This window comes from Campylobacter sp. RM12637 (assembly GCF_020137645.1).
In the GTDB taxonomy this organism is placed as follows: Bacteria; Campylobacterota; Campylobacteria; order Campylobacterales; family Campylobacteraceae; genus Campylobacter_E.
Genome location: NZ_JACGAV010000019.1, coordinates 1 through 24107, shown reverse-complemented (window position 1 = coordinate 24107; position 24107 = coordinate 1). Strand labels below are relative to the sequence as shown.

The window sequence follows — 24107 nt, the reverse complement described above, 5'->3', positions numbered from 1 at the left end:
TAAAAAAGGATTAAAATGATATTAAGAAGCTTAAGAGAAATTATAAAACTTGATGATTATGAGCTTATTTTTACTGAACTAAAAAGACTAGACCACTTTGGTTATATGCTAGAGCTAAATAAGGCTTATGGCACTAAAGGATTAAATTATGAAGAGCTACGCCTTTATGGGTATAGAAAGCTAACATTACAAGAATGCAAAAATGCTATGCGTAAAGCTTTATTTGAATGCGTAAATGAAATTTGCAAGGCTTACAAATGACACCAAAACAAAGAAAATTTAGAGCTGATTTAATACAAATCATTCATATTTTAAAAGCTGAAAAAGGTATTGATGATGAGATGTATAGAGCGATTTTATTTGAAAGATACAGCGTAGATAGTAGCACACTTTTAGACATTGATGAGCTTAAAGATTTTGCTATTATTCTTGGGTACAAAGGCTTTGAAACTAGAAAAGCAAAGGCTAATCGTGAAGTAGAAAGTCACTGCGATACAAACAATCGTGGCACTTCTACTAAGACACAAATCGCAACTATTCTTAAAATGTGGCGTAATTCAAAAGTAGTAAGAAATAAAGACATTGCAGGACTTTTAAGCTATTGTAATCGTATCTTGGGCTACATTCCGTTTAGCTTAGGAATGATGAGTAAAAGCGATGCAAGTAAAATGATAAATGCTATAAAAAATATAAAGTGAGTTTAAAATGAGCATATTAAAAGATTTTTATGGTATTGATGGAACAATGGATTTTAATGAATTTCAAAAAATTTTCGGTGGTTCATATATTTATGTGCCAAAACTAAAACCAAACCTACGCGAAATATATCAAGAAGTGCGTAAAACACATACAAGAAAAGCTGCAATAAAACACATTTGCGAGTATTATAATGTAAGCAAAGCAACACTATATCGTGCAATTAAAGGCTTAAATTAGTAGTTATTTTAGAAATTAACTAAGCCTTTAAGCTTCAAACTCTATGTCAAGAGTGTAAGAAGTGCCGCTTAGTGTATGTTTTACACTTTTAATAGAATAAACCCCAATGCCTTCAAGCTCTAATACACCACCAGCCACGATTTGCTGACCTACACAGGTAAGATTTCCTTTAATGCCACCTTTATTTAATTCGCTAAGTTTTGATGTCGCTAAGCTTTCAAGCTCTTGTGAGCTTTTGTTTGGTGGAGCATCTATTTTAGCTATGTTTTCACCATTACCGACCTTTATTTTTGTAAGCGTGGCATTACTTGTATTGTGTGAGCTTATCTCACAAGCATCATATTTAACACGATTGTTTTCAGTAATGCTTAGCGAACTACAATCGCTTACTTGGAGTTTGAATTTTGGCAAGTTTTTAGCAGGACTACTTTTGTGACTTCCACTACTCACATTGTAGCCATCAATACTTTTGCTCTTTTGTGTAACTATTAGATGTGAGTTTTTAACAGCACATATAAAACCATTTTTGTAAGCTAATATATATAAAAACTCTATATCGCTTTCGTTATTTTGCATTATGTGAGCTATTTTTACATTGTTTGCTTCGGGCTGAATTTTAGCTATTAAATTGTTTCTACTAGCAATTACTCCTGCAATAGCTGCTAAAGTAGTGTTTGCAAATGTTTTATTTCGTTTGATTTTTATTGGGCTTGAAAAATTAACAGCAGTAGCTCTTACTTCTGTAATATGATTAATATAATCAATAGTGCATTCGCTAATACTAAAAGTTCCACACTCATACAACTTATCTTCTTCGCCAACCCTATATCCTAGACTTAACTTTAATGTATCTTTAAAACTTGGGCGAGAAAATATACCATGAACACAAAAACTCATTTCGTCACTTTCTACGCCTTCTTTGTCATCATATTCTAAACTTATAAAGTTTTCTTTTATAAACTCGGTTATGTCTTTTTCGTTTGCTTCAAGCTTAAAAGTTGCTACCATAGAGTCTTAACCTCGCTTTCTTGTTTTATTACTGGTTTTGTTTGTGGTAAATACACAATGTCTCCTGCATTCAAGTGTGTTTTATGTAGCAAGTGTGGGTTTAATTCAAGCACCAAATCAAAATATTCAAGAGTTTTGCAATGCTTATACACTATGTAATCAAGTCTGTCGTTGTCTTTTGCAAAAACTATCATTCTCCAACCTTTTTTAAAATCAATGTAAATTCTTCTGCTAAGTGCATACCATTAGGTGCATAAGAGCTTCTTACTTCTTGCAAACTTACAACTACAAAAAGCCCAAAATAATCACCCAAAGCATTCGTTAAAACTTGTGCTTCATCGCTTTCTGCTAATGCTTTTAACTTATCAAGACTATAAATCCCATCATGTAAAGGTATCGTTTTGCCTTTGATTTCAATCGTTTGTTTTGTTTTTTGATTTTTAAACACTGCTTCATAGTTGTTTAATCTCTCGTTAAAACCACGAGCATAATCAGTATCAATGCTAACTTCGCTTATGCGTTTTTCATTAAATAAAAATCCACCAAAATTAAAAATCACTTACAACACTCCTATTCTTTTTATTATCAGCAACTTTTTCAATAGCTAGTTTTGCAGCTTTTATTACTTGTGCTTGAAACTCTGCTAAATTAAAGTTGCCATTACTTGTAGCAATCTTAAAATCACTCATATTTATAACTACATCTATTTTGTTATTTGTTGTAGTTTTTGAATTAGTGTTTAGTGCTTGTTTGATTTCTTGTTTTGATTTTGGTTGTTCGTAGCTAAGCTCTGTTTTTATAGGCGTCCAACCGTTATTTTTGTTTCTAGCTTCAAAATATCCCCTAACGCCTTCATTTCTTTTATTATTTACTTTTGTTTCTTTTTTATCATTGAATCCAAACCAAGAACCAACACTACTAGCAACATCACTTATCCACTCAAACTTAGAACTAATCCAATCAAAAGCAGCACTAAAATTACCTTTAATTGTATCAATTGGAGAAGTAAAAAAATCAGCCACACTAGACGCTCCTTCGCTAAAAAATGAGCAAAAACTATCAAATCCAGTATTTACATTATCCCATAAAGAATTAAAGCCGTTTTTAACAAATTCAAGCGGTGATGATATAGCATTGCTTATACTATTTATTGTGTTATTCCAACCTGTTTTAATACTATTTCCTACACCACTTATAAACTCTGCTGCATTACCAAATTTATCGCTTATAAAACTACAAGCACCACTAATGCCATCTTTTAAAAGCCCAAAACCTTTAATTAAAATTTGTAATGGTAAAGTAATAATTTTAAGAGCACTTGCTAAAAAATTACCAAAATTTTTACCAGCGTTTCCAGCTTTTTCAATACTTTCTGTACTTTCTTTTGATGAGCCAAATAAAAAGTTAAAAAGAGCTTTTGCTTTATCCCAGACCCAAGAAATGCCATCAATAAGCGGAGAAAAAACACCTTTAAAAGTTTCTATTACAGGAGCTAAACCCTCGCTCAAACCGTCCCAAAGCCCACCAAAAAAAGCTTTTATCTTGCCAAAGTTTTTATAAATAACAAAGCACAAAGCACTAACTCCAGCGATGATTAATCCTATTGGATTTGCTAATAAACTAAGATTAAAAACACGAACTCCAAGCGTTGCAGCTTTTAAACCTTTTAACAAACCACCACCGAGCGAAGAAGCAAAGCTAAGTAATGCTTTTTTACTTGTTTGAATAGGACTAGTTATTAAGCTTTTACTAAATGCTAAAGAACTAAGCATAGCTTTTTTAAATCTAATCTCAGAACCAACAAGACTAACAAAAAGCTCATCTTTTATCATCTTGTTAAGTCCAAGTGTTTTAGCTTTTAAAAAAATCATATTTTTAGCCATATTACCACTAAGGAGCGAAAATCCTGCACTAGCAGCTCTAAGTGAGCTAAGTGCTACTTGAAGACTTAAAAACGCACCAACACCACCGATTACGACTTTACTAAGTGTTGGAAAGCGAGTTATCATATCACTTGCAAAGCTTAATACCCCACCAAGTTTATCTACAAGGCTTGATACTACTGGTAAAAACACATTACCAACTTGAATACCTAAATTCTTAAGATTGTTTGTAAAAACACCTACACGAGTATTAAAAAGACTTTTAACAGCCTTAACTTCTTCATCTAAAGCCCCTTTGTTTTTGCCTATATTTGCAGTCGCTTCATTATATTTATCTAAATTTTCAACAAAAGCATTCATCACACTAGCATTCCCGCCAAACATTGAAGATAGCAATTCGTTATATTGCTTTTCATTTGCATTTTTAGTGATTTTAAGGCGATTGAAAAATAGGTCTAATGTTTGCTTTGGGTCTATTTTCATACCTATTTCAATTTGCTGTGCGTCCATTCCTAGATTTGCAATGCTAGATTTTACATTATCGCCCAAACTTGTTATATTTATAAGTTTTTCACTTAAGCTATTTATAGCACCTTCTGCTTGACCTTCATCTTTTGCCACTTGTAAAAACGCTGCACTAAGCACTGCACTTTCATTTGCACTAAGCCCAAACATTTTAGCATTGCTACTAATTTTACTTGTTAGATTTGCTATGCTTTTAGCACTTGCGTTAAATTTATTTCCAAGTGTAAATATTTCATCGCCTAAGCCTAAAACATCTTTGCTAGTTAGTTTAAAATGAGTTCCTAAAGAACTTAACATTTGATTTGTTTCTTCAGTGCTAAATCCTAAAGCAAGTTGAAGTTTAGAAGCTGAGCTTAAATAATCTTTTAAATCATCTTTTGGCACTCCAAGTTTAGCAATGTTTTGACCTAAAGAGGCTATTTGGGTGCTAGATATATTTATATGATTACTAAGCTTTAAAAAGTATTCGCTCATGTCTTTAAGCTCAAAATCACTAAGCTTGGCAGCATTATTAAAATCAGCCAATGCACTCTCATAATCTCCCGCAAATTTTACAGGCACAGCTAAAGCACCAATTCGGGCTAAATTACCACTTAGTTCATCTTTAAAATTTTTTAATTGATTACTTGCTAATTTTGTTTTTATATCAAGTTTATTAAGCTTAGTAATACTTGCATTTAATTTATTCATATCATCAGCACTTAGCTTTGCTACACGACCAAGAACTTTTAAAGAAGTTTGCTTGTCTCTAATTCCGTTAAATCCATCAAAAGCTAATTTTATGCCTATTCCCAAATCCAAGCCCATTTTAAGCTCTCCTTAATATTATTTATTTACAATACCCACAGCTTTACATAGGTCGCACCTATGCGAGTAAAGGGGTTAATGTATAAGGTTCAGTTCTTACGCAGGGTATTAATGTGTCGCTCACAAGGTTACTTTATCTGACCCCAACTGCCCATTAATCACTATCTTTCGTAAGAGACTCAACATATATTTTTCCATTTACATCTTTAATGACTAATTTGTAGTTAAAACCAAGCATCTTTTTATAAACAATTGAGTTTTTCTTATTTCCCTTTTTATACGAGCCTTTTAATATTTGTGGCACAAGCGAATAATCCATCGCACCTATATTTGGGTGATAAAAGTGATTTGCGATTTGATACTCATCAATAAATACCCCCTTGCCTTTATATTCGCATAATTTAATTAGATTTTGCTCTCTTATTTTCTTTTCTTCATCACTAAAATTACCAACCATATTATTTATAAAATTTGTATATTCTTCAGCACTCATTTTTTGCTCTTTCATAATGTTTTGGTGATGATTAAATCTTTCTTTGATAGTTTCATATCTTTTAGTATGCTCTTGTGTGCTTTTATAAGCATTATTCATGATAGTCTTAGCTCTATTTTTTATATCACTGTGTAAAGAATTAACCTTATCTTCAAGAACTTTAAAGAGTGCATTTCGTGGTTGAATAAGACTAAAATTAAACCCTTTTGGGACAGGAGGTATTGGCGATTTTAATCCAACACCATATTTTTGAGCTTCTTCTTCGCTTACTGATTGAACTTTACAGCGACAATTAAAACCTTTAGGTGGATAAAGAGATTCCGCCCACGCTGGGTCATCTACTGGCAAAACTGTATTGTGTAATGCTTGATGTTCTGGTCTAGTTTTATAATCTCCTACTGCGACATATCTTAAATAAGGTTTATCGCCTTTTAACTGCGTTTCATACCTACTCATAGCATAAGCTTGACGCATGTTTGTATTAAAAATCGTTTTTAAATGATGAGAGCCTAAACTACCAGCTATATTTAAAAGTTCATTTTTAACACTATCAAAACTAAGTCCTTTTTCATAAGCTTTATATAAAACAGAGTGCATTTTTTCTAATGTATTTATTTCATTTATTGCACTAACTATAAAAGTGCGTTGATATGCATCAAATCTTATTTTGTCAATATCTAGCGTTTTTGGTATTTTGTTTTTAAAATGCTCTAATACTCTGTCAGGGGTATTATCAAAAAACATATTAACATCAATCATCACAAGCACCCTTAATGCTAATATTTACTAAAGCATTATTTAAAGCTGTTTCTACATCTTCATTTGAATAACCTGCATTGTTTAAAATCTCATAAGCTTCTTCGTAGGAGCTAGAATTGGCTAAAACTTTTTCTAACTCTATTTTTAAATCATTGTCATATTTTTGTGATAAATCTTTATAAGTTTTGCTTTCAAGCGTTGCATCAATAGTATCTATTGGTTTATTGAAAACATTTGGAATAAGCGTTGAATTTGCGTTTTTTGGTGTTGCATCTATTGTATCTTTTTTATTTGGATACATATAGTTAATCTCTCGTTTAGAACCTTGAACACCATAAGTGTCTTTTATGTAATCTTCGCTCAAATCAAATCCCATGTTATAAATTATTGAATCTCTTTGAGCTAGTTCGCTTTTAATGTCGTTTTCAGGTTCAAGCTCTGCATAAAGCTCTCCGCTGTAATTGTTTATTTCTTTAAAATGCTCTAATACTTTGTTTATCACAAACAAAAGAAGATGCAGATCAGCATTTGCTAAATCTTTTCTAACATCATTGTGAGTTTGTGCTGCTGCAAAGCTCCCACCATCTACTTGAGAGCTAAGATTACCACCCAAAATAGCTGAACGAATGCAATTATCTAAAAAATCAACTAGACTATGAAAGTCGTTTTGTGTTGATGTTGGCTGAATGAGCGTAATCTCTTCTTCTTTGCCAATAGCAGCAGTGTCACCGCTAAGCATAGCATGAACTTCAATTGCTATTTCTTCGGGATTAGCGTCTGTTTTTGCGATTACCCACGGCGAGCCAAATTTTTCTTGAAAAGATGACCAAAATCGTATAGATGCTTGTTTTAATTTAACAGCCCAATACAACTTAGGCAACAAAGCATCACCATAAGGGAAAAACGCGGAACTTTCATATAAAGCATAGACTATTTTACCCTTAGGAATGTCAATAAAAACTCCATTGTCACTAAACTTAAGCTCGTTGTTTTCAAACTTGAAGTTTCTAAAATCTCTTTGTATCAACTCAGGATAGTAAAAACCATCCTTATAATCCCAATTTAGCTCAAAAACATTTAATCCGAACAAATAAGTTTCTAATATCTGAGAAATTATGTCAGCATAGAAAATTTTATTCTCAAATCTGTTTATAATCTTTTCATCATCACATACAAATCTTATGCTTTTAGCTTTATTTATAGATTTACGACTTGTATTTGCTTGTGTGAAAGCCAAATCTTTGTAGATTTCTACTTGTTCTTGAGGTGTAATTTTGTAGCTTGTTAAAAAGCTACTTGAAAACAGCTTTTTTATTAAAACATCTTGTTGGTTTAATACTAATAGCTTTTTACTCATCTTAAAAACCTTCTTTTTTGATAATAATGTGTTCTTCTTTGTATATTTGTAATTTTTAGCTCTTTATAAGCTCCTGCAAGGCTATCGGGAGCATCGTCGTTTTTGTGTTCTGGGTATTCTAAAAGTTGTTCTATTAGCTGTGTTTGACTTTTATGAATAAATAGCTCTTTATTTGCAAATGGCATTTCTAAGCTTTCTATTCTTTCGTGCTTACTTTTATAATTATTTACACCCTGTAATGGCAAATGGATATTTTGCTTTAAAGCCTCGTTTTTTAAAAACTCTTTTAAGAAAAATTGACCGCCGTTTGTTTCTACAATAACTTTTCTTGGATTATATGTAAGTGTTAGTTTTATAATTGTTTTTATCATATCTTGCACTTGCATAACTTTTACAATGCTTTCAATTAAATAAGCTTTGTTTTCATAAGAAAGTCCTAAAACGCTAATAGCTGTAAAATCACTCTTTTTAGTAGCTCCTGCTGGGTCAATATAAATAACCTTTGTCTTTATTTCGGGTAAAACATCGTAAAAATTAAGGTTTTCAAGCTTAAAGATTTGCTTTTCACTTAAAGGCTCGTTTAATTGCTCTTTATTAAATGCTCTTAGGTTTTCAGCCCTAAGTTGCATAAGCTTTTTAATATCTCTTGCACTTTCCCATAGCACTTTACTACCATTTTTCATAAGTTCTTCATTAGCTTTATAAAAGCCTTCAGCTCTTTGTTTATCAACTTTATAAAGCTTTATATAATCATCCCATAAATCCATACGATAAGGAAAATGAATTATTGAGCTAAATTTCTTGGTTATCCAAAACTCATTTTTCAGCTTTCTATTTAATACGCTATCTTGATGAAGTATTGTCCCAATATACAAAACATCTAAGCTATCATCAAGTGAGCCAAGATTAAGAACCGCTTCATCTAGCCAATCTTCAAGCTTATCACGTTGTTCTTTAGAACGCACATTTGTATCGTTTTCTAAGTCGTCCAAAATTGCTAAATCAGGGCGATATGCTCCATAACGAATACCTCTAAGCCTTTTACCACTACCAAAAGCCTTAACCTTTACACAATTTTTTGTGATAAACTCGCCCACTTTCCAATTATCACCTACTAAATCACCGAAATCAGCTTTTAAGTTTTCATTGCATTCAAGCTCAACTTTAATAGCTTCAAGGTTAGCTTCTGCTAACTCTATTGCGTCACTAATCTCAACTATAAAACGCTTTTTCTTATAAACTATGCACCACAAAACAAGACCAACTGAACAATGCGTAGATTTAGCGTGACCACGTGGAGCTGCAACGGCTCTTTTTTTAATTGAATGAGTGCCTAAAGTATTAAAATAATCAGCTAAATATGTATGTAACTCACAAACACCACCAATTGATGCGTAATGGCTTAAATAAGTATTAAAAAACTTTAAATAATCATTCTCACACTCTTTTACACGTTGCTCTTTAAGATTTGCATCAAGCGTAGCTTTATAATCAAGTGAAGCAGCAAATTCATCTCTTAAATCGCCGAGCCACTTTTCAAATTCTTTTCTTTTTGTTGCTGGTGGCTTATCTTTTATGTTCTCATCATTAAAAAAGTTTTCTATTTCTTCTCTACTACAAAACATTAGCTTTCTCCAATGCTTTGATGAGTTTATCAGAGTTTAAAAAGTCTTTAAAATGCTCATTCAAGCTTTCATTATTTAGCGTTTTTATCTCATCAATAAGCACTTTTATAACTACTTGAGCTATATTTAGCTTATATTTTTTCGGGTCTTCTAAGTCTGCAACTTTTACCATCTTTGAAAAGCTATCTCCAAGCTTTACAATGGCTTCAGACTTCTTTTGAGCATTCATTTTAGGGTCATTCATTATCTCATCTAAGGCTTTTTGTAATTGGTCTTTGAAATGATTTGAAAGTTCTTGCACATTTTTATCTGCAATAACTTCTTTTATTCTTAGCTTCTCCCAATCTCCATCCTTGCTTTTGTAGTTTTGAATTGTGCGGATGTTTTTATTGAGAATTTCGGCTATTTCATTACATTCATAGCCTCTTAAATATAAAGACTTAGCCCAATCATAAGTGCTTTTCATCTTTTACCCCAATTATTGTGAATGAAAAATCTTTTATGTATTCTTGGTGGTGTGGTGTCATTTTCTGCAATAGGGGTTTTACCAGCACTCATTTTTAAAAGGACTTTTTCTAACTCTTCTTGTATTAGCATTAGCTTATCTTTTGGATAGTCTTGTTTTTCTTTTAACTTTAAAAGAGTAAGTTTGATGCAAATGTTTTTCAATGCTTGATTTGGCTTCTCTGGAATAATTACAAAAGTTGATATGTGAGTTTTAGCGTCTTTTATCGCATCTTCCAACACTCTTTCTTCACTAAAATCTTCTAAATGACATAATTCATTTAATTCCTTTTGACTTACTTCATTTAGTAAATCATCTTTTGTAATCATTCTAACCCCTTTTTTTTAAGTTGCAAATGCGTTGAATTTCGTTGAACTACTTTCAACGCATACATTTATACCCTTTAGCCCAAAAAGGGCTAAAAATGGCTTATTTTGTAGATAGTTTAATAAGTGCTTCAGGTCTTACACACACTGGTAACGCTCTCATTTCACTATAAATAGCCCACCCGCGACCATCATCTAGTTCTTTTGGAGAACTTGTAAAAATCATTGTTGGTGCGTGTTCTAGTGCTTCTGTGTGATTTGCACGACCATAGATAAGTTTAAATGCATCGGTATTTTTTGGCACAACGATAGCACCATCATCAAGATATTTTTTAGACTCTCCCTTAGAATTTTTGTAAGTTGCATGATATGGTATAAACTTAATTCCGTAAATCTCTAAGATACGCTTATTTTCTTCGTTTATCCATCTAGCGTTATTTTGTTGAAATAAATTTTCACTAAGTGCTTTTTGATTTAATGCATCAATAAACTCAAGTGAGCTTAAAACTTCATAATTTGGTAAATATCCAAACTCATCACTCAAACGCTTTTCATATTCATTAATAAATTCAATGATTTTTTTAGCATTATCTATTTTAGTTGCTTTAGAATTGTTATTTATTTCAAATAAAACTTTCCCATTGCCATCTAACACTTTACCAAACAATGCACCAGCACACATATATTCTAATGTCGTTTTTAGGCTTTCGTTATGCTTTTTAACCTCATAACCAATTCTATCAGCAAGACTTTCTAATGCTCCCGCTTCATTATCAAATGATTTAAGAGTGTTTAATTCACTTGCATTAATGATTGCTTTCAGTGGATAGCGTGGAAGCGAGATAGGAACGATGTATTCTTTGTCTGTTTTTTGAATTAAATGCTCAGCCTCTGGGCTTGTTGATGAAAGTATAATTCCTGCTCCACGCAAAATTTTAACTTCTGCACTTTGACCTAAAATTCCCTCTTGATTTGTAAAATATGTATCATATATATATTGTGGGCTTTTTTTAAATTGGTCGTGTGCTTGTAGCATTGTGCTAACTTCAAACTTACTCATTAATTCTTTAATTTCCATCTTTTCTCCTTTTAAAACACAATATTTGCATTAAATAATGCAACTTTTATTTTTTCACTTAGCTCAATATTTGCTATTTTGCCAATCAGTAAAATCATATAAATCCCATCTTCATTAGCAGTATCAAGTAAGATACCAACTCTTTTAGCATCAACTACATTTAAATCAGTTGCTTTTTCCCACTTATTTGTAGAGTTTAAAATAAGCGGTGTTCCTGAGCTAAGCTCTTCTGTTGTGCTAACTTCTGCGTTTATGCTTAATATGTTTTTGATTACTATTTCACTAATTGTGAGTGGTTTTTGATAGATTGTCATTATTTATTCCTTGTCATCATTTTAGCTATGTCAAATTTTTGACTGCCTTGTTTATTTGCAAAAAGATTGTTTTGTAATGCATTTGTGTTCTTTTTTTGCAGATTTAAAAACACTCTAAATTCTTTCATATCTTTTTTAGCATAATTAATTGCCCATGCTTTTTGGCTATTTGCTATTAAACCTTGTCTAATACTATTTTCTACCAATTCAGCAACGCTCTCACCTTCAAGCTCTGATAGTTTTGCTTCTAATTCTGCAATTTTTGTTTCAAGCTCTTCGTTTTTTGCTTCCAATTCTGCATTTGTGTTTTGCAAATCCTCCAAACTTTGCTTTAACTGCTCGTTTTCTTGCACAACGCGTTCGTTTTCTTGCTGTAAAGCTTCTAAGTCCATGTTTTCTCCTTTATTAAAATTGTTTTTAATTTTTTTAAGTGGTATTTCTCCTAAACCAGATAAAAATGGTGTATTTGTAAGAGCTATTGAATGTAATGTCGTTCCAATGCCTTTTCCGCTAACTCCATCAATGCTATTAAATTCATACACTGGGCTTATATAGCGATACTTTCCATCTTTAATAAGCTCTTTTGCTTCTTCACTCCATGAAACTTTTGCAAAAAGTTCTTTATTTTGTATATAAAGCTCTTCAACCCACCCAATGGCTGGTGCTTTTTTATTCTCTAAACTTTCGTGTTCAAAGTCTATTGGCACTTTTAAACCACGATTTTTAAAATTTGTTATCATTTGCTCCATGTCAGTTAGACTAATATCAAAACTACCAGCACGATGACCTTTCCACGAACCAATCGTTGCTACTTTTAAAGGTTTTCCTAATTCAAATAATTTCAATACCTTCTCCTTCGTTAGTAGTCTTTATCAATACGCTAAAATCTCTTGTATATAGTGATATATAGCCTTGCTCACTAACTCGCTCATAAGTTTTTGAAAGATTTGTAAGATTTGCTTCAAATCCATAAGAAAAAAGTTCATCAATTAAAACTTTGTCAATTTTTTCTATGAGTTTTATTGCTACATACTTGTTTTCAATTCTTTTATTTTTTTCTTTAGTGCTACATCTACTGCATACATAGATTTTAAAATCTACTTTTTTTGTAGCTATATCTTGATAGCTCTCATTTACAAAATCTAGAAAAATTAAAGGCTTATTTAACATATCTTCAATCTTGCTAGGGTCTTCAAATTCACCCATGTAAGTTTCAATTGTTAATCTATCTTCAACATCTTTTTTATTAGCAAAATAATCATTTAATTTAGACAAAATTGAGCTTTCTAGACTATATAACACTACTACTCCTTTTTTAACTGGCAAATACTAAAAAATTTTTGTATCAAAAATACTATGAAAAATGATAAAAATTTTTTTTACACTTGCGAAGTTTTGAAAAATCAAGGAGTAAAAGTGAAAGTTTTAAGATATGAAAGATTTTTAAAAAGTCAATATGGAACTTTTTCTAAAGTAACATTATTTGATGAAAATAAAAATATCTTAGCAAACTTTACTGGGCTTGAGTGCATTGGAGAGCCTACTAATGAAAGCGGTTTAAAAAGACCTATAAAGCCTAGCATTTATGCGGCGACTTGGATATGGTCTGCTAATTATTCTCCTGTATTAAAAATAAAAATACCACATGTTTATAGTGATGAATTAAGTAAAAATCGTTTAATTAGAATTCATCATGGTTCTTGGCTAAAAGACACAATTGGTTGCTTGTTGCTTGGACTTTGCTTTTTATATAACGCACAAGGCGAGATTATTGGTATAGGTAAAACTCGCTTAGCTATGAAAAAATTATATGAGTTAATAGGTGAGAATGACTTTATTGTAGAGGTAATAGATGCGAACTAAGTTTTATGCTGTAATTATAGTTTTAGTACTTTCAAATCTAGCTTTTTATTTTGTAAATAATGATTTATCAAAAGAAAATGAGCTACTAGCTACTAAATTAAACACTGCAAATATTAATCTTGAACTACAAAACCAAAAAATCAAAGAGCTTAGTGTTGAGATTAAACCTACTGAGATTAAAGAAGTAGAGCGTATAAAGAAAATATACATAAAAGATAACACTTGTGAAGCTGAACTTAAAGCTTATAAGGAGCTTTTTAATGCAATTAATTAGTGTTTTTCTCGTTCTTTTACTTTTAAGCTCTTGTGCTAGTCAAAATCAAATTAAATATGTGAATGTGCCTGTGCGATGCAATGCAAAAATGCCATTAAAACCTTTGAAAAGTAAAAATGTAAATGATTTTGATTACGCAAAAGAAACATTGATATATCTAAGAGAGTGTGAAAGCACTCTAAAACAATGTTTAGGAGTAAAAGAATGAGAAAAGCATTAGAAAAAAATAGGCTTTTAATTGAAAAGCTTATTTTTTATGTCGCAATTGGTGTAGCTGGATATTTTTATGCTTGGGCGGTTGGCTTATGAGCGATGATAGATTTATTTATTATTGGCTTTGTTGTGTGTGCTTTATAGCTGCACTTACAAGCACTTATGAAAAGCATAAGCTTGATGGATTTAATGGTATATCAAGATTAAAAAGACTTTTAAGTGCTCTTAGCTCATCAATGCTTGCGGGTTATGTTAGTTTTGAATTTGCACTTTATTTTATACAAAATGAGCGATTAAGCGTTGCAATTGCAGGAATTGGTGCGTACATTGGAACTGAGATGTTAGAAAAACTACAAAGCATAGTTTTTAATTATATTGAGAAGAAAGGTAAATAATGAATTGCATAGGTATTGTTTGCGATGTAAAAGAAAATAAAGCTAGTGTTAAACTAGACAACGAATTAACAACTGATTATTTAGATGTAGTGCAACATTCAAGCAATGCAAATTCAATATCTTTTCAACCGATAAAAATTGGCGAACAAGTGCTAGTAATCGCTGTAAATGATGATATTAATTCAGGTGTAATTTTGCGTGGAATATATCAAGATAAACATAAATTAGATGCAAGTGATACTAAAGAATATGTAGAGTTTAGTGATGGCACTTGCATTTCATACGATACTGTAAACTCAACGCTAGATATAAATGTAGCTAAAACTATAAATATAAATTGCGTTGATTGTAATGTAATTTGTACTAATTTAAATGCAAATGCAAACACTACAACTATTACAAGCCAATCAATAAATTTAGTTGGGAATACAAATATTGCTGGTGGAATTAGCACAAGTGGTGCTGGTGGTAAAGCTGGAGCTTTTAGTATAAATGGTAGTTTAGAAATAAGTGGAGCTTTGAATGTAAAAGGAGCTTTAAGTGTAGATAAAAACATAAGCACTAAAGCAAGCATAATTGATAGTCGTGGTAACTTAACTAATCACACAAATAGTGGATATGGCAGGGATTAAAATGTATCTAACAAGTATTGAAAATAGCATAAAAGACATTTTATTAACCCCACTTGGTGCAAGGGTTATGCGTCCTGAGTATGGCTCACGAATTTACGAGCTAGTAGATAAAAGAGTAGATGATAATTTTAAAGCATTGCTTACTGCTTATGTTGTCCAAGCTGTTCATAAATATGAAACAAGAGTAAAAATAAAAAAAGTAATTTTTGTAAGTAAAACTGATGACAAATTAACATTTCGTTTATTACTTGATAATGGTGGGGCTTTAGATGTTGCTGCTTGAAAAAGTTGATTTTGAGAAAATTTTAAGTGATTTAAAATTCATCGCAACTAAGGAGCTTGATGATGTTAATCTACTTGAAAGCGATAGTTTATCAGCTCTTTTGCAATGTTACGCTTATCGTGAAGTTTTACTTAGAAGTGAAATAAACGAAAAAGTAAAAGCCCTTTTAATTGAGTTTGCAAGAAATGATGATTTGGATAAACTTGTTAAATTTTATGATATAAAAAGACTTGCAGGAACTAAACCAAAAGCACAAATAGAGTTTAAATTAAACACTATTTTGGATGCCGATGTAATCATACCTAAAGACTCTATATTTCACTCAAACACAAGCGAAGTAGCAACGCTTGATGAAGATGTAATAATTAAGAGTGGTGAGCTTAGTAATTTAGGAACAATTACATTAAATAAATACATAAAATCAAGCACTATTAAATGCGAATTACTACAAACTCCACTACCGTTTTTGGTTGAGTGTAAGCAAAAAACAGATTTTATTAATGGAGCTGATGCTGAAAGCGATGAAGACTTACGCACTCGTGCGATTTTAAGCCTTGAAAAACCAAGCACAGCTGGAAGCTCAAATGCTTATATATATCATACAAAATCAGCTAATGCAAAAATAAAAGATGTAAAAGTTTTGAACGGCGGTGCTGGTATTGTTCGTGTGATAATCAAAAGCGATAACGATGCAAACGCTTTAAATGATATAGTTAAAGCTTTAAACGATGAAAAGACTAGACCGCTAACTGATATCGTAAAAGTTGAAGAAGCTAACAAAAAAGAAATCATAATAAACGCTACTATTTATAAATATGATATGTTAAGCGAGTATAAGCGTGATGATTTAGAGCTTAATATTAATGAAAATATAAGCCTAAGTGCCATTTATGAGTATCTACATGATAGCTCAACGCAAAGCGTTGAAATTGACTTGAAAAATAATTTAACCACACTTGAAAACGAGTTTTTATATATCAAGTTTAATTTTACTTTTAGGAGAGCTTTATGAAAAACTTCAAAAGCTTATTACCTAGCCATAAAACAAAAGATGAAAAAACACTTGAAAAGATTGGAGCTGATTTATTAGCCAAATTTGATCTAAGAGTGATTGATAATAACCCACGCACTTGCGATAAAAAATTATTAAAACACTTAGCGTATCAATATGATATAGATATTAATAATTTAAGTGAAGCAGAAGCTAGAAACTTACTTTCACAAGCTTTTTTAATTCATCGCTACGCTGGAACGCATTATGGACTTAAAAAAGCACTAACAAATTATGATGAAAATTTAAGCGTAATAGATAATTTGGGTAATTATCAATTTAAATGTGTTTTAGAACTAAAAAGTAATCTTGCAAATGAAAAACTTGAACACATAAATACACTTGTAAATAAATACAAAAATGTTCGTTCAATTTGTGCTGGAATTGAAGTAAAACAAGCTACTGAATTAAACATAAAACTAGCACCTTTTACTTGTATAGGCAAAGTAATTAGCGTTTATCCAAAACAACCTAAAAATATCATTATCGGAGGTGGTGTTGGTAGTGCTATAGCAGTGCATATTATCAATAAACAGGAGATAAGAAATGTATGAAACATTAATCACAAAGAAAGGTCAAGAGCTTTTAGCAAAAGCTTTAAGCACTAATACTCAAGTAGCATTAAAAGAAATACGCTTTAGCGATTATGCAGGTTCTATTAATGAAAATATGAATGTCTTAGCAAGTATTAAACATACTCAAGATATTACAAGTAATATGCAAGATACAAATAATGCTAATACTATTGTAATTGAAACATTAATCCCTGCAAATATCGGTGGCTTTTACATTGAAACTTTAGGCGTTTATACAAACAAAGGTGAGTTATTTGCATTAGCAAAAATTAACTCAACTTATAAGCCATTGCTAAGTGAAAATTTAGCAACTGATTTACATGTAAAACTATATTTACAAGTAGGTAATGCTACAAATGTTGTATTAAATATAGATGAAAGTGTAGTTTTAGCAAGTCGTGAGTATGTAAATGCTGAATTGCTTTTAATAAAAGATGAATTTAATAAATCACAAAACTTACAAGATAATAAAATATCAGCACTTGAAAATACTAAAGCTGAAAAATTACAAGTGTTTACAAGAGATGAAATTAATGTAAAACTAAATACTAAAGCTGATAAAACTACAACCTACACAAAAGTTGAAGTTGATAACAGCCAAACCACACAAAATACAACAATTAGCACAAATCATACAAGTGTATTAAATCAACTCGCACTTCAAAACACACAAATGAGTAAGCTAATGACCCAATGCCAAAACTTACTAACCAAAATTGAGCTGGGGGGGGGTAAAGTAGGTATGATATTTATGTATGCAGGTGCGACAATTCCTAGTAATTATATGCTTTGCGATGGTCGTGAATTATTAAAAACAGCTTACCCACAATTATTTCAAGCAATAGGCACAATTTATGGAGAAAGTACTGACAAGCTTAAGTTTAAGATACCTGATTTAAGAGGCAAGTTTGTTCGTTGTGTTGGCGGTAATGCTTTTGCATTAGGTGTATTACAAGGTGATGCTATAAGAAATATTAAAGGAGATATGAAAGCTGCTAAAGAATCTTGGGGAAATGCACAATTTATTGATGCATTGGATTGTACTGGTGTTTTTGAGGTAATTAAAGGTAACAAAAGCTGGACTGGAGATTCACAGCCAAATGCAAATCAGGCATGGGGAGTATCGTTTGATGTTAGTCGTGTTGTCCCAACCGCTAATGAAAATCGCCCAATCAATATGGCAATGAATTTCATAATTCAATTAAAGGAGTAAACAATGGAAGAAATACAAAGAAGTTTAAGTGAATTAATCACTAATCAAAGAGCAATGTTAGATGCTCAAAGTAAGCTACTAGCTAGTGTTTATGATAAGCAAGTAGTAGATAACAAGCTTAATAACAAGCTTAATATTACTGATTTTACAGCTATTAAAAATGCTATAAATATGCACCTAAATCAAAAATCTTTTGCAGACAATGGTTATACAAAATTACCTAACGGACTAATTTTGCAATGGATAAATGCGAACAATACAAAAGTATCAACTGAAGTAATAAAATTTCCTATAGCTTTTCCAAATAAAGTTTTAAGCGTTATTGCAAATTCAAAAGATAAAACAGATTCAGGTAGTAGTATTGGTGGTGGTTATGGCTCTATATTACATATTACAAATTATACAAATACACAAGTTGAAATTCATAAGACTTATTGGAATAAATATGCCACTAATTCAAATGTTATAGGTTCAATTTTTGCGATTGGTTATTAAGGAGCAATAATGTATGAAACATTAATAACAAAGAAAGGTCAAGAGCTTTTAGCAAAAGCTTTAAGCACTAATACTCAAGTAGCATTAAAAGAAATACGCTTTAGCGATTATGCAGGTTCTATTAATGAAAATATGAATGTCTTAGCAAGTATTAAACATACTCAAGATATTACAAGCAATATGCAAGATACAAATAATGCTAATACTATTGTAATTGAAACTCTCATTCCAGCCAACATCGGTGGTTTTTATATAGAAACTTTAGGCGTTTATACAACAAAAGGAGAATTATTTGCATTAGCAAAAATTAACTCAACTTATAAGCCATTGCTAAGTGAAAATTTAGCAACTGATTTACACATAAAATTATATTTGCAAGTAGGCAATGCTTCAAATGTTGTATTAAATATAGATGAAAGTGTAGTACTAGCAAGTCGTGAGTATGTAAATGCTGAATTGCTTTTAATAAAAGATGAGTTTAAAAAATCACAAGGCTTACAAGATAATAAAATATCAGCACTTGAAAATAATAAAGCTGAAAAATTACAAGTATTTACAAGAGATGAAATTAATATAAAACTAAATACTAAAGCTGATAAAACTACAACCTACACAAAAGCTGAAGTTGATAAATCGCAAGAAACACAAAATGCAAAGTCTTTAATAGAAACACTTAATCTAAAAACAATGATTGATAATTTAAAACTTGAAGTTACAAATCTCAAAAATGCTATGGATATGCACTTGGGGGGGGGATTGGCATGATTTGTATGTTTGCAAGTAATAGTGTTCCTAGTAACTTTATAGTTTGCGATGGTCGTGAATTAGCAAAAAAAGACTATCCGCAATTATTTAAAGTGATAGGTATTACTTACGGAGAAAGTGCTGACAAGCTTAAGTTTAAGATACCTGATTTACGAGGTAAGTTTGTTCGTTGCGTTGGCGGTAATGCTGCAGCATTAGGCGTATCACAAGGTGATGCGATTAGGAATATTACAGGTAGCTTTTCTGGAGCATTAGAAAGTATAAGTAATTTAGAAAGCTTTTATGAATTTGATGGGGCTTTTTATATAGATAGAACAAAAGGAGTTTTCGGTCATGGTTCAGGAACAGATAGGGATAATGCTATTTATCGTTTTTCTGCTTCAAAAGTTGTTCCGACTGCTAATGAAAACCGACCAATCAATATGTCAATGAATTATGCAATACAAGTAAATTAAAAAAAGGAGAAACAATGATTTATGTAAATTATGATGAAAATACAAGAGAAATTAAAGCTTATTATGATGATGAGATAAGTGATTTTATACCTGAACCAAATTTTACAATAAGCGAAAAAGAACACTCACAAGCTTTAAGTATAAATGCTAATTATGTAACGAATGAATTGCGTTTAATTTATAAAGAAAGAGAATTAAGTATAGATGAACTTAAAGCAAATAAATTAGCAGAGATTGAAAATGCGTTTAAATCAGTAATGACAAATTTAGATAAAACACCAAGCGAAGAACGCTTAACATTTGAACGCCAAGAGCGTGAAGCTAGAGCTTATCAAGAAAGTAAAAACGAACTAGATGCACCATTTGTTAAAGTATTAGCAGAGCAAAGGGGCGTGGAGTTTGAGCTTTTGGTTAGCAAGATTATAGAAAAAGCTGACAAATATGCAAGTATTAGTGCAACATTCATCGGTAAAAGGCAACGCTATGAAGACTTGGTAGCACTTGCAACTACTAAAGAGGATTTAAACTCACTTCATGTGGAGTTTAGTTTATGAATAGAGTTGTTTTAAAGCCTTGCGAAAAAGATAAGTTTGAGTTGGTAGAAAGCTATGGCTATGAGTGCGGTTTTGGGCGTGTAGATATTCCTAGCGGATATAAAACAAATGGAGCAAACATACCTAGAATATTGTGGAGCTTTTATCCGCCAAACTCTCCAGAGTATTTATCGGCAGTAGTCATTCACGACTACTTGTGCGATAAAGCATATCAAAACGATAAAAACTATGAAGACTTTATTTTAGCTGACAATATATTTTTTATTGCGCTAAAAGAATTAGGCGTTGATAGATTTAAATCGGCATTGTTTTATCTATCTTGTAAGACCTATCACTATTTAAAATATAAACTTTTAAGGAGGAAATAATGGCTTACGCGAACTATGGTGTCAATGCAAAGATTAGTATTCAAGCAGCAAGTCCTATAAGAATGCAAAGCAACACACCAGTTGCTTTCATAGGAACTAGCGATACTTTGGATATAGGTATGCATTTTTTTATGAACCCTGATTTAGCACTGCAAAAATGCGGAGAAGGTAGCTTAAAAAAATCATTAGTTGAGTTTAGCGAACAAAATGTAAAAGCACCAATCATTCTTAGTGTATATGAAGATGATGAAATAAATAGCATAAGCAATGCTAGAGCTGCTATTACTTTGCTAAAAAAAGCTAAAGCAAAATTTACTTATAGACCAAATTTAATAGTTGCTAGAGAAATTAGCGGAGAAGATGCAATTAAGACAGAATTAGAAAGTGTTGCAACTGCACTAAAGGCTACTGCAATAATTGACTTAGCACAAAAGTCTTCAATAGAAGCAATTACTAAGATGAAAGAGTTTGGCTCAAAAAGATTGCTTGCAGCTTATCCATTCGTGAAGACTTGGAGTAACGAGCTAAGCGACTACGAATTCACACCTCAATCAGCAAGACTCGCAGGTATGATAGCTCATACTGATGCTGAATGGGAGCATGGATACGCTGATAGTTACTCTAATAGGGTGATGCTTGGCATAAGTGGAACTGAAGGTGATGTTGATTTTGAGATGGGTGAGAGCTGCACTGCTGAAGAGTTAAGAAGTGCAAAAATAAGCACTATTATTTGTGAAAACGGTTATCGCACTTGGGGTGGTGAAACGAGTGACCCTGAAACAATTTGGCAAGATTTAACAAGAGTAAGAGTATTTGATAGGATTAGTGAAGCTTGTCAAAAAGGTGTATTTACTGCAATTGATAAAAGAGCAGATGTACTTAAATATGCAAAGATGAGTGTTGAAGAGTTACTAAGAGCGTTGCAAGGTGCTTTTGTTTTGCTTGGTTTTGAAGTGAGTTGGAATAACGAACTAAACACTAAAGCAAACATTACAGCAGGTAAATTCTATCTAGATATAAGAATGCAGAATAATCCTATTGTGAAGCAATTAACACTTGACTTTATCTATGTTGATACTTACAGCGAAGAACTTATGAAAAGGATAGCATAATGAAAAGAATTGGAAAAGAAACTTTAAAAGAAGCCAATATTTTTATTGATGGTAGGGGTCATTTAGGAGTTACTAAGTCTTTTGCATTACCAGCAATAACTGAAGTAATGACTGATGACGAAGGTGTGTTAAAAGGCAAAAGCGATACTGGTATATACGAAGCACTAGAGCTTACATTTAAAATAGAAGTTTTGGATAGTAAGCTTTACGCTGAGTTTTTTGGAGCAAATAAGCTAGTGCAAATCCCATTAGTGCTTAAAGAAAGCATTCATCAAACTGGTGGTAGTGGAAAGCCACTAGAAGTGATTTTAAAGGGCAAATGCGAAAGCATAACGCTAAATGAAGATACCAGCGGTGCAGTAAGAGAAGTAAGCGTGAAAATGTGGTGCGATACATATATATTATCGCAAAACAATGAGCCACCAATGATAACTTATGATAGAAACAATTATATATTTTACGCTTTTGGTGTGGATTTATTGGCACAAACTAGGTCAGATTTAAGTATGTAAATAAAGGAGAAAAAATGGTTGAAAGAACACTTATAGAAGAATATACATTGCCAAATGGTGTGGTTTTAAAAATCACTAAATTAAAAGCTAAAGATTATTTATCTTTACCAAAGGTTCAAGAAGGAGAGCAAGAAGCTGAGACGCTGTATAAAATCATGGCAACGCTTATAGCTAGAAGTTGTTGTATAAGCACTAGCGAAGCACTTGAATTAGATGATGATGTATTTGTAGAAATTAGCAATAAGTTAGGAATTAATCAAAAAAAGAAATCAGAGTGGTCTTAAGAGCTATTGATACTGATGAGATATTACTTATCTCATCAAGCTTTTATACACCACTTAATGAAGTTAAAAATTTAGATATAGATGAATTTAATGAGATTATAAAAAAATGCGTAAAGATGAGTAAAGGACATCATGAGAATACTTGATTTGTTTAGTGGGATTGGTGGTATTAGTTTAGGTTTTGCTAGTGCAAACTTTAGTGAATATGATTTTAGCTTAAAACCTAACGAGCAAAAAGCAAAAAATGATGGATTTTTTAAAACTATTGCGTTTTGTGAGATTGAGCCGTTTTGCAAAAAAATCTTAGCAAAAAACTATCCTAACACAAAAATATACGATGATGTAAAGACCTTGCCTTTAAATGAGTTACGGGGGGGGGTAAATATTATTACAGGTGGTTTTCCTTGCCAAGATTTAAGCGTAGCTGGGAAACAAGCAGGACTTAAAGGTGAGCGTAGTGGATTGTTTTATGAAATGTTAAGGATTGCAAGAGAATTAAAACCTAGTTATATATTTTTTGAAAATGTGCCGCAGTTATTACATAAAGGAGAGATATTTTATGAATTTGATACAAAAGTTCGTGAAAGTGGATACGAATACAAAGCTTTCATATTATCAGCTAAAGAATGTGCCTACTTGCACGAGCGAAAAAGAGCGTTTATTATTGCCTACCCCGCTGGCAAGCGATTGCTGGTCTCTTCAGCATTTTGGAAGCAAGTCGGAGTTAAAAGCATACGAGAACAAAAAACAGAAGAGATTATCAACTTTGCTCTTAATCTCCATAAAGACTTTAAGAAAGCAACAGAGCGAACAAGAGCATTTAGCGATACTTACACAAAAGTACGAACAAATGATGGGCTATCCGTTGAATTGGACCGCATAAAAGCACTAGGTAATGCTGTAGTGCCTGAAGTTGTAAGTATTTTTGCAAGAGCTATAAAAGAAAATGAAAGATTAAAGGAGGTAAAAATGACTTAGCTAAGAACATATATTTAATAAAAAGCAAGCAGTTAAAATAAATATAAAGGAGAATTTATGACAAGAGAAAGAAAAGAAGTTGCATTAGCGTTTATTCAAGCATTTTACACAAGAGAAGAGTTAGGCATAGATACAAGTGAGTATAAAGCTGATGATATTAGCGATGAGTTAGTGCTTTTAATTGATGAGATTATGGATAAAATGGTAAAACATACTAGAATGATGGCGGTAGCTAGTTTTTTAAGCAAATTCACTTATAAAGTTGGTGGAATGGTTAATCCAGTAACGCAAATAATTAGTTTTAGCTTTATAGAAAAAGGTCATAAAGGTTCTTTACTAACTATCACAAAAGACAATTTGATAGATGATAAAAATAAGATTATGGCAAATTTCTTTACTCGTGGAGCATTAATTGCATTACTCGGTGGAAGAAAATCAGAAGTAGCTATGAAACTTTATGGCTTTTAAG

General features: G+C 31.7%; 36 protein-coding genes. 23 read left to right on the top strand and 13 right to left on the bottom strand.

Annotated features, from left to right (window positions below):
• Positions 1 to 15 precede the first annotated feature (15 nt).
• The 3 genes from AVBRAN12637_RS08445 to AVBRAN12637_RS08435 are packed head-to-tail and all read left to right on the top strand — an operon-like array spanning position 16 to position 936.
• Entirely contained in the window at positions 16 to 261 is a 246-nt protein-coding gene (locus tag AVBRAN12637_RS08445; RefSeq protein WP_336607354.1) for a hypothetical protein, read from the top strand.
• Entirely contained in the window at positions 258 to 698 is a 441-nt protein-coding gene (locus AVBRAN12637_RS08440; protein ID WP_336615698.1) for a phage protein GemA/Gp16 family protein, read from the top strand. Before AVBRAN12637_RS08445 ends, AVBRAN12637_RS08440 begins: the two co-directional genes overlap by 4 nt.
• A gap of 7 nt (positions 699 to 705) precedes the next feature.
• On the top strand, positions 706 to 936 hold the full coding sequence (locus AVBRAN12637_RS08435) for a hypothetical protein (RefSeq protein WP_336615697.1): 231 nt from the start codon (positions 706 to 708) through the stop codon (positions 934 to 936).
• A 27-nt stretch (positions 937 to 963) separates the two neighbouring features.
• Here AVBRAN12637_RS08435 and AVBRAN12637_RS08430 read toward each other — a convergent pair whose 3' ends face one another.
• The 13 genes from AVBRAN12637_RS08430 to AVBRAN12637_RS08370 all read right to left on the bottom strand — a co-directional run bounded on the left by AVBRAN12637_RS08430 (position 964) and on the right by AVBRAN12637_RS08370 (position 12918).
• The gene (locus AVBRAN12637_RS08430) at positions 964 to 1944 is read right to left on the bottom strand and encodes a phage late control D family protein (RefSeq protein ID WP_336615696.1); all 981 of its coding nucleotides are present in this window, start codon (positions 1942 to 1944) and stop codon (positions 964 to 966) included.
• Positions 1938 to 2138, bottom strand: a complete 201-nt coding sequence (locus AVBRAN12637_RS08425) for a phage tail protein (RefSeq protein ID WP_336615695.1) — start codon at positions 2136 to 2138, stop codon at positions 1938 to 1940. The genes AVBRAN12637_RS08430 and AVBRAN12637_RS08425 overlap by 7 nt, the downstream gene beginning before the upstream one ends.
• Positions 2135 to 2503, bottom strand: coding sequence for a phage tail protein (locus AVBRAN12637_RS08420; RefSeq protein WP_336615694.1), 369 nt, complete (start codon positions 2501 to 2503; stop codon positions 2135 to 2137). The genes AVBRAN12637_RS08425 and AVBRAN12637_RS08420 overlap by 4 nt, the downstream gene beginning before the upstream one ends.
• Positions 2493 to 5159, bottom strand: coding sequence for a phage tail tape measure protein (locus tag AVBRAN12637_RS08415; protein WP_336615693.1), 2667 nt, complete (start codon positions 5157 to 5159; stop codon positions 2493 to 2495). The genes AVBRAN12637_RS08420 and AVBRAN12637_RS08415 overlap by 11 nt, the downstream gene beginning before the upstream one ends.
• A gap of 154 nt (positions 5160 to 5313) precedes the next feature.
• On the bottom strand, positions 5314 to 6411 hold the full coding sequence (locus tag AVBRAN12637_RS08410; RefSeq protein WP_336615692.1) for a phage head morphogenesis protein: 1098 nt from the start codon (positions 6409 to 6411) through the stop codon (positions 5314 to 5316).
• Complete coding sequence (locus AVBRAN12637_RS08405; RefSeq protein WP_336615691.1) at positions 6404 to 7768, bottom strand: phage portal protein family protein; 1365 nt, start codon at positions 7766 to 7768, stop codon at positions 6404 to 6406. The genes AVBRAN12637_RS08410 and AVBRAN12637_RS08405 overlap by 8 nt, the downstream gene beginning before the upstream one ends.
• Complete coding sequence (terL, locus tag AVBRAN12637_RS08400) at positions 7765 to 9393, bottom strand: phage terminase large subunit (protein WP_336615690.1); 1629 nt, start codon at positions 9391 to 9393, stop codon at positions 7765 to 7767. Before terL ends, AVBRAN12637_RS08405 begins: the two co-directional genes overlap by 4 nt.
• On the bottom strand, positions 9383 to 9859 hold the full coding sequence (locus AVBRAN12637_RS08395; protein WP_336615689.1) for a DUF1804 family protein: 477 nt from the start codon (positions 9857 to 9859) through the stop codon (positions 9383 to 9385). The genes terL and AVBRAN12637_RS08395 overlap by 11 nt, the downstream gene beginning before the upstream one ends.
• Positions 9856 to 10227 carry a phage protein Gp36 family protein gene (locus AVBRAN12637_RS08390; RefSeq protein ID WP_336615688.1) on the bottom strand — a complete coding sequence of 124 codons (372 nt, stop codon included), beginning with the start codon at positions 10225 to 10227 and terminating at the stop codon, positions 9856 to 9858. Before AVBRAN12637_RS08390 ends, AVBRAN12637_RS08395 begins: the two co-directional genes overlap by 4 nt.
• 100 nt (positions 10228 to 10327) lie before the next feature.
• Entirely contained in the window at positions 10328 to 11302 is a 975-nt protein-coding gene (locus AVBRAN12637_RS08385) for a major capsid protein (RefSeq protein ID WP_336615687.1), read from the bottom strand.
• Positions 11303 to 11313: 11 nt separating this feature from the next.
• A complete protein-coding gene (locus AVBRAN12637_RS08380) occupies positions 11314 to 11616 on the bottom strand; it encodes a hypothetical protein (RefSeq protein WP_336615686.1) in 303 nt (100 codons plus the stop codon).
• Positions 11616 to 12461: a phage protease gene (locus AVBRAN12637_RS08375; RefSeq protein WP_336615685.1), complete on the bottom strand. Its 846-nt coding sequence runs from the start codon at positions 12459 to 12461 to the stop codon at positions 11616 to 11618. The genes AVBRAN12637_RS08380 and AVBRAN12637_RS08375 overlap by 1 nt, the downstream gene beginning before the upstream one ends.
• Positions 12448 to 12918: a hypothetical protein gene (locus AVBRAN12637_RS08370; protein ID WP_336615684.1), complete on the bottom strand. Its 471-nt coding sequence runs from the start codon at positions 12916 to 12918 to the stop codon at positions 12448 to 12450. Before AVBRAN12637_RS08370 ends, AVBRAN12637_RS08375 begins: the two co-directional genes overlap by 14 nt.
• Positions 12919 to 13032: 114 nt before the next feature.
• Between AVBRAN12637_RS08370 and AVBRAN12637_RS08365 the strand changes: the two genes are divergently transcribed.
• From AVBRAN12637_RS08365 to AVBRAN12637_RS08270, 20 genes are all read left to right on the top strand, one after another.
• On the top strand, positions 13033 to 13479 hold the full coding sequence (locus AVBRAN12637_RS08365; protein ID WP_336615683.1) for a DUF5675 family protein: 447 nt from the start codon (positions 13033 to 13035) through the stop codon (positions 13477 to 13479).
• Positions 13469 to 13753 carry a hypothetical protein gene (locus AVBRAN12637_RS08360; RefSeq protein WP_336615682.1) on the top strand — a complete coding sequence of 95 codons (285 nt, stop codon included), beginning with the start codon at positions 13469 to 13471 and terminating at the stop codon, positions 13751 to 13753. The genes AVBRAN12637_RS08365 and AVBRAN12637_RS08360 overlap by 11 nt, the downstream gene beginning before the upstream one ends.
• Positions 13740 to 13961 carry a hypothetical protein gene (locus tag AVBRAN12637_RS08355; protein WP_336615681.1) on the top strand — a complete coding sequence of 74 codons (222 nt, stop codon included), beginning with the start codon at positions 13740 to 13742 and terminating at the stop codon, positions 13959 to 13961. The genes AVBRAN12637_RS08360 and AVBRAN12637_RS08355 overlap by 14 nt, the downstream gene beginning before the upstream one ends.
• A 97-nt stretch (positions 13962 to 14058) precedes the next feature.
• Entirely contained in the window at positions 14059 to 14361 is a 303-nt protein-coding gene (locus AVBRAN12637_RS08350; RefSeq protein ID WP_336607375.1) for a hypothetical protein, read from the top strand.
• Entirely contained in the window at positions 14361 to 14993 is a 633-nt protein-coding gene (locus tag AVBRAN12637_RS08345; RefSeq protein ID WP_336615680.1) for a phage baseplate assembly protein V, read from the top strand. The genes AVBRAN12637_RS08350 and AVBRAN12637_RS08345 overlap by 1 nt, the downstream gene beginning before the upstream one ends.
• Entirely contained in the window at positions 14980 to 15276 is a 297-nt protein-coding gene (locus AVBRAN12637_RS08340) for a GPW/gp25 family protein (protein WP_336615679.1), read from the top strand. The genes AVBRAN12637_RS08345 and AVBRAN12637_RS08340 overlap by 14 nt, the downstream gene beginning before the upstream one ends.
• The gene (locus AVBRAN12637_RS08335; protein ID WP_336615678.1) at positions 15263 to 16288 is read left to right on the top strand and encodes a baseplate J/gp47 family protein; all 1026 of its coding nucleotides are present in this window, start codon (positions 15263 to 15265) and stop codon (positions 16286 to 16288) included. Before AVBRAN12637_RS08340 ends, AVBRAN12637_RS08335 begins: the two co-directional genes overlap by 14 nt.
• Positions 16285 to 16881 (top strand): phage tail protein, encoded by a 597-nt coding sequence (locus tag AVBRAN12637_RS08330; RefSeq protein WP_336615677.1) that lies wholly within the window; start codon positions 16285 to 16287, stop codon positions 16879 to 16881. The genes AVBRAN12637_RS08335 and AVBRAN12637_RS08330 overlap by 4 nt, the downstream gene beginning before the upstream one ends.
• Positions 16874 to 18115, top strand: a complete 1242-nt coding sequence (locus AVBRAN12637_RS08325) for a phage tail-collar fiber domain-containing protein (RefSeq protein ID WP_336615676.1) — start codon at positions 16874 to 16876, stop codon at positions 18113 to 18115. The genes AVBRAN12637_RS08330 and AVBRAN12637_RS08325 overlap by 8 nt, the downstream gene beginning before the upstream one ends.
• A gap of 3 nt (positions 18116 to 18118) precedes the next feature.
• Positions 18119 to 18610, top strand: coding sequence for a gp53-like domain-containing protein (locus tag AVBRAN12637_RS08320; protein ID WP_336615675.1), 492 nt, complete (start codon positions 18119 to 18121; stop codon positions 18608 to 18610).
• Between the two features lie 9 nt (positions 18611 to 18619).
• Positions 18620 to 19375, top strand: coding sequence for a phage tail-collar fiber domain-containing protein (locus AVBRAN12637_RS08315; RefSeq protein WP_336615674.1), 756 nt, complete (start codon positions 18620 to 18622; stop codon positions 19373 to 19375).
• Positions 19372 to 19830: a phage tail protein gene (locus AVBRAN12637_RS08310; protein ID WP_336615673.1), complete on the top strand. Its 459-nt coding sequence runs from the start codon at positions 19372 to 19374 to the stop codon at positions 19828 to 19830. The genes AVBRAN12637_RS08315 and AVBRAN12637_RS08310 overlap by 4 nt, the downstream gene beginning before the upstream one ends.
• Before the next feature lie 14 nt (positions 19831 to 19844).
• Positions 19845 to 20384, top strand: coding sequence for a hypothetical protein (locus tag AVBRAN12637_RS08305; RefSeq protein WP_336615672.1), 540 nt, complete (start codon positions 19845 to 19847; stop codon positions 20382 to 20384).
• On the top strand, positions 20381 to 20752 hold the full coding sequence (locus AVBRAN12637_RS08300; protein WP_336615671.1) for a DUF1353 domain-containing protein: 372 nt from the start codon (positions 20381 to 20383) through the stop codon (positions 20750 to 20752). Before AVBRAN12637_RS08305 ends, AVBRAN12637_RS08300 begins: the two co-directional genes overlap by 4 nt.
• The gene (locus AVBRAN12637_RS08295) at positions 20752 to 21864 is read left to right on the top strand and encodes a phage tail protein (RefSeq protein ID WP_336615670.1); all 1113 of its coding nucleotides are present in this window, start codon (positions 20752 to 20754) and stop codon (positions 21862 to 21864) included. Before AVBRAN12637_RS08300 ends, AVBRAN12637_RS08295 begins: the two co-directional genes overlap by 1 nt.
• Positions 21864 to 22376 (top strand): phage major tail tube protein, encoded by a 513-nt coding sequence (locus tag AVBRAN12637_RS08290; RefSeq protein WP_336615669.1) that lies wholly within the window; start codon positions 21864 to 21866, stop codon positions 22374 to 22376. The genes AVBRAN12637_RS08295 and AVBRAN12637_RS08290 overlap by 1 nt, the downstream gene beginning before the upstream one ends.
• Positions 22377 to 22390: 14 nt before the next feature.
• Entirely contained in the window at positions 22391 to 22660 is a 270-nt protein-coding gene (locus tag AVBRAN12637_RS08285) for a hypothetical protein (RefSeq protein ID WP_336615668.1), read from the top strand.
• The gene (locus AVBRAN12637_RS08280) at positions 22651 to 22806 is read left to right on the top strand and encodes a hypothetical protein (RefSeq protein ID WP_336615667.1); all 156 of its coding nucleotides are present in this window, start codon (positions 22651 to 22653) and stop codon (positions 22804 to 22806) included. Before AVBRAN12637_RS08285 ends, AVBRAN12637_RS08280 begins: the two co-directional genes overlap by 10 nt.
• Positions 22793 to 23638: a DNA cytosine methyltransferase gene (locus tag AVBRAN12637_RS08275; RefSeq protein ID WP_336615666.1), complete on the top strand. Its 846-nt coding sequence runs from the start codon at positions 22793 to 22795 to the stop codon at positions 23636 to 23638. The genes AVBRAN12637_RS08280 and AVBRAN12637_RS08275 overlap by 14 nt, the downstream gene beginning before the upstream one ends.
• Positions 23639 to 23695: 57 nt before the next feature.
• Complete coding sequence (locus AVBRAN12637_RS08270; RefSeq protein WP_336615665.1) at positions 23696 to 24106, top strand: hypothetical protein; 411 nt, start codon at positions 23696 to 23698, stop codon at positions 24104 to 24106.
• Position 24107 lies beyond the last annotated feature (1 nt).

Excerpts from the sequence above, each read along its gene's own strand:
- AVBRAN12637_RS08445 (WP_336607354.1), top strand. The coding sequence starts at position 16 with ATGATATTAAGAAGCTTAAGAGAAATTATAAAACTTGATGATTATGAG.
- AVBRAN12637_RS08440 (WP_336615698.1), top strand. The coding sequence starts at position 258 with ATGACACCAAAACAAAGAAAATTTAGAGCTGATTTAATACAAATCATT.
- AVBRAN12637_RS08435 (WP_336615697.1), top strand. The coding sequence starts at position 706 with ATGAGCATATTAAAAGATTTTTATGGTATTGATGGAACAATGGATTTT.
- AVBRAN12637_RS08430 (WP_336615696.1), bottom strand. The coding sequence starts at position 1,944 with ATGGTAGCAACTTTTAAGCTTGAAGCAAACGAAAAAGACATAACCGAG.
- AVBRAN12637_RS08425 (WP_336615695.1), bottom strand. The coding sequence starts at position 2,138 with ATGATAGTTTTTGCAAAAGACAACGACAGACTTGATTACATAGTGTAT.
- AVBRAN12637_RS08415 (WP_336615693.1), bottom strand. The coding sequence starts at position 5,159 with ATGGGCTTGGATTTGGGAATAGGCATAAAATTAGCTTTTGATGGATTT.
- AVBRAN12637_RS08410 (WP_336615692.1), bottom strand. The coding sequence starts at position 6,411 with ATGATTGATGTTAATATGTTTTTTGATAATACCCCTGACAGAGTATTA.
- AVBRAN12637_RS08405 (WP_336615691.1), bottom strand. The coding sequence starts at position 7,768 with ATGAGTAAAAAGCTATTAGTATTAAACCAACAAGATGTTTTAATAAAA.
- terL (WP_336615690.1), bottom strand. The coding sequence starts at position 9,393 with ATGTTTTGTAGTAGAGAAGAAATAGAAAACTTTTTTAATGATGAGAAC.
- AVBRAN12637_RS08395 (WP_336615689.1), bottom strand. The coding sequence starts at position 9,859 with ATGAAAAGCACTTATGATTGGGCTAAGTCTTTATATTTAAGAGGCTAT.
- AVBRAN12637_RS08390 (WP_336615688.1), bottom strand. The coding sequence starts at position 10,227 with ATGATTACAAAAGATGATTTACTAAATGAAGTAAGTCAAAAGGAATTA.
- AVBRAN12637_RS08385 (WP_336615687.1), bottom strand. The coding sequence starts at position 11,302 with ATGGAAATTAAAGAATTAATGAGTAAGTTTGAAGTTAGCACAATGCTA.
- AVBRAN12637_RS08380 (WP_336615686.1), bottom strand. The coding sequence starts at position 11,616 with ATGACAATCTATCAAAAACCACTCACAATTAGTGAAATAGTAATCAAA.
- AVBRAN12637_RS08360 (WP_336615682.1), top strand. The coding sequence starts at position 13,469 with ATGCGAACTAAGTTTTATGCTGTAATTATAGTTTTAGTACTTTCAAAT.
- AVBRAN12637_RS08355 (WP_336615681.1), top strand. The coding sequence starts at position 13,740 with ATGCAATTAATTAGTGTTTTTCTCGTTCTTTTACTTTTAAGCTCTTGT.
- AVBRAN12637_RS08350 (WP_336607375.1), top strand. The coding sequence starts at position 14,059 with ATGAGCGATGATAGATTTATTTATTATTGGCTTTGTTGTGTGTGCTTT.
- AVBRAN12637_RS08345 (WP_336615680.1), top strand. The coding sequence starts at position 14,361 with ATGAATTGCATAGGTATTGTTTGCGATGTAAAAGAAAATAAAGCTAGT.
- AVBRAN12637_RS08340 (WP_336615679.1), top strand. The coding sequence starts at position 14,980 with ATGGCAGGGATTAAAATGTATCTAACAAGTATTGAAAATAGCATAAAA.
- AVBRAN12637_RS08335 (WP_336615678.1), top strand. The coding sequence starts at position 15,263 with ATGTTGCTGCTTGAAAAAGTTGATTTTGAGAAAATTTTAAGTGATTTA.
- AVBRAN12637_RS08330 (WP_336615677.1), top strand. The coding sequence starts at position 16,285 with ATGAAAAACTTCAAAAGCTTATTACCTAGCCATAAAACAAAAGATGAA.
- AVBRAN12637_RS08325 (WP_336615676.1), top strand. The coding sequence starts at position 16,874 with ATGTATGAAACATTAATCACAAAGAAAGGTCAAGAGCTTTTAGCAAAA.
- AVBRAN12637_RS08320 (WP_336615675.1), top strand. The coding sequence starts at position 18,119 with ATGGAAGAAATACAAAGAAGTTTAAGTGAATTAATCACTAATCAAAGA.
- AVBRAN12637_RS08315 (WP_336615674.1), top strand. The coding sequence starts at position 18,620 with ATGTATGAAACATTAATAACAAAGAAAGGTCAAGAGCTTTTAGCAAAA.
- AVBRAN12637_RS08310 (WP_336615673.1), top strand. The coding sequence starts at position 19,372 with ATGATTTGTATGTTTGCAAGTAATAGTGTTCCTAGTAACTTTATAGTT.
- AVBRAN12637_RS08305 (WP_336615672.1), top strand. The coding sequence starts at position 19,845 with ATGATTTATGTAAATTATGATGAAAATACAAGAGAAATTAAAGCTTAT.
- AVBRAN12637_RS08300 (WP_336615671.1), top strand. The coding sequence starts at position 20,381 with ATGAATAGAGTTGTTTTAAAGCCTTGCGAAAAAGATAAGTTTGAGTTG.
- AVBRAN12637_RS08295 (WP_336615670.1), top strand. The coding sequence starts at position 20,752 with ATGGCTTACGCGAACTATGGTGTCAATGCAAAGATTAGTATTCAAGCA.
- AVBRAN12637_RS08290 (WP_336615669.1), top strand. The coding sequence starts at position 21,864 with ATGAAAAGAATTGGAAAAGAAACTTTAAAAGAAGCCAATATTTTTATT.
- AVBRAN12637_RS08285 (WP_336615668.1), top strand. The coding sequence starts at position 22,391 with ATGGTTGAAAGAACACTTATAGAAGAATATACATTGCCAAATGGTGTG.
- AVBRAN12637_RS08275 (WP_336615666.1), top strand. The coding sequence starts at position 22,793 with ATGAGAATACTTGATTTGTTTAGTGGGATTGGTGGTATTAGTTTAGGT.
- AVBRAN12637_RS08270 (WP_336615665.1), top strand. The coding sequence starts at position 23,696 with ATGACAAGAGAAAGAAAAGAAGTTGCATTAGCGTTTATTCAAGCATTT.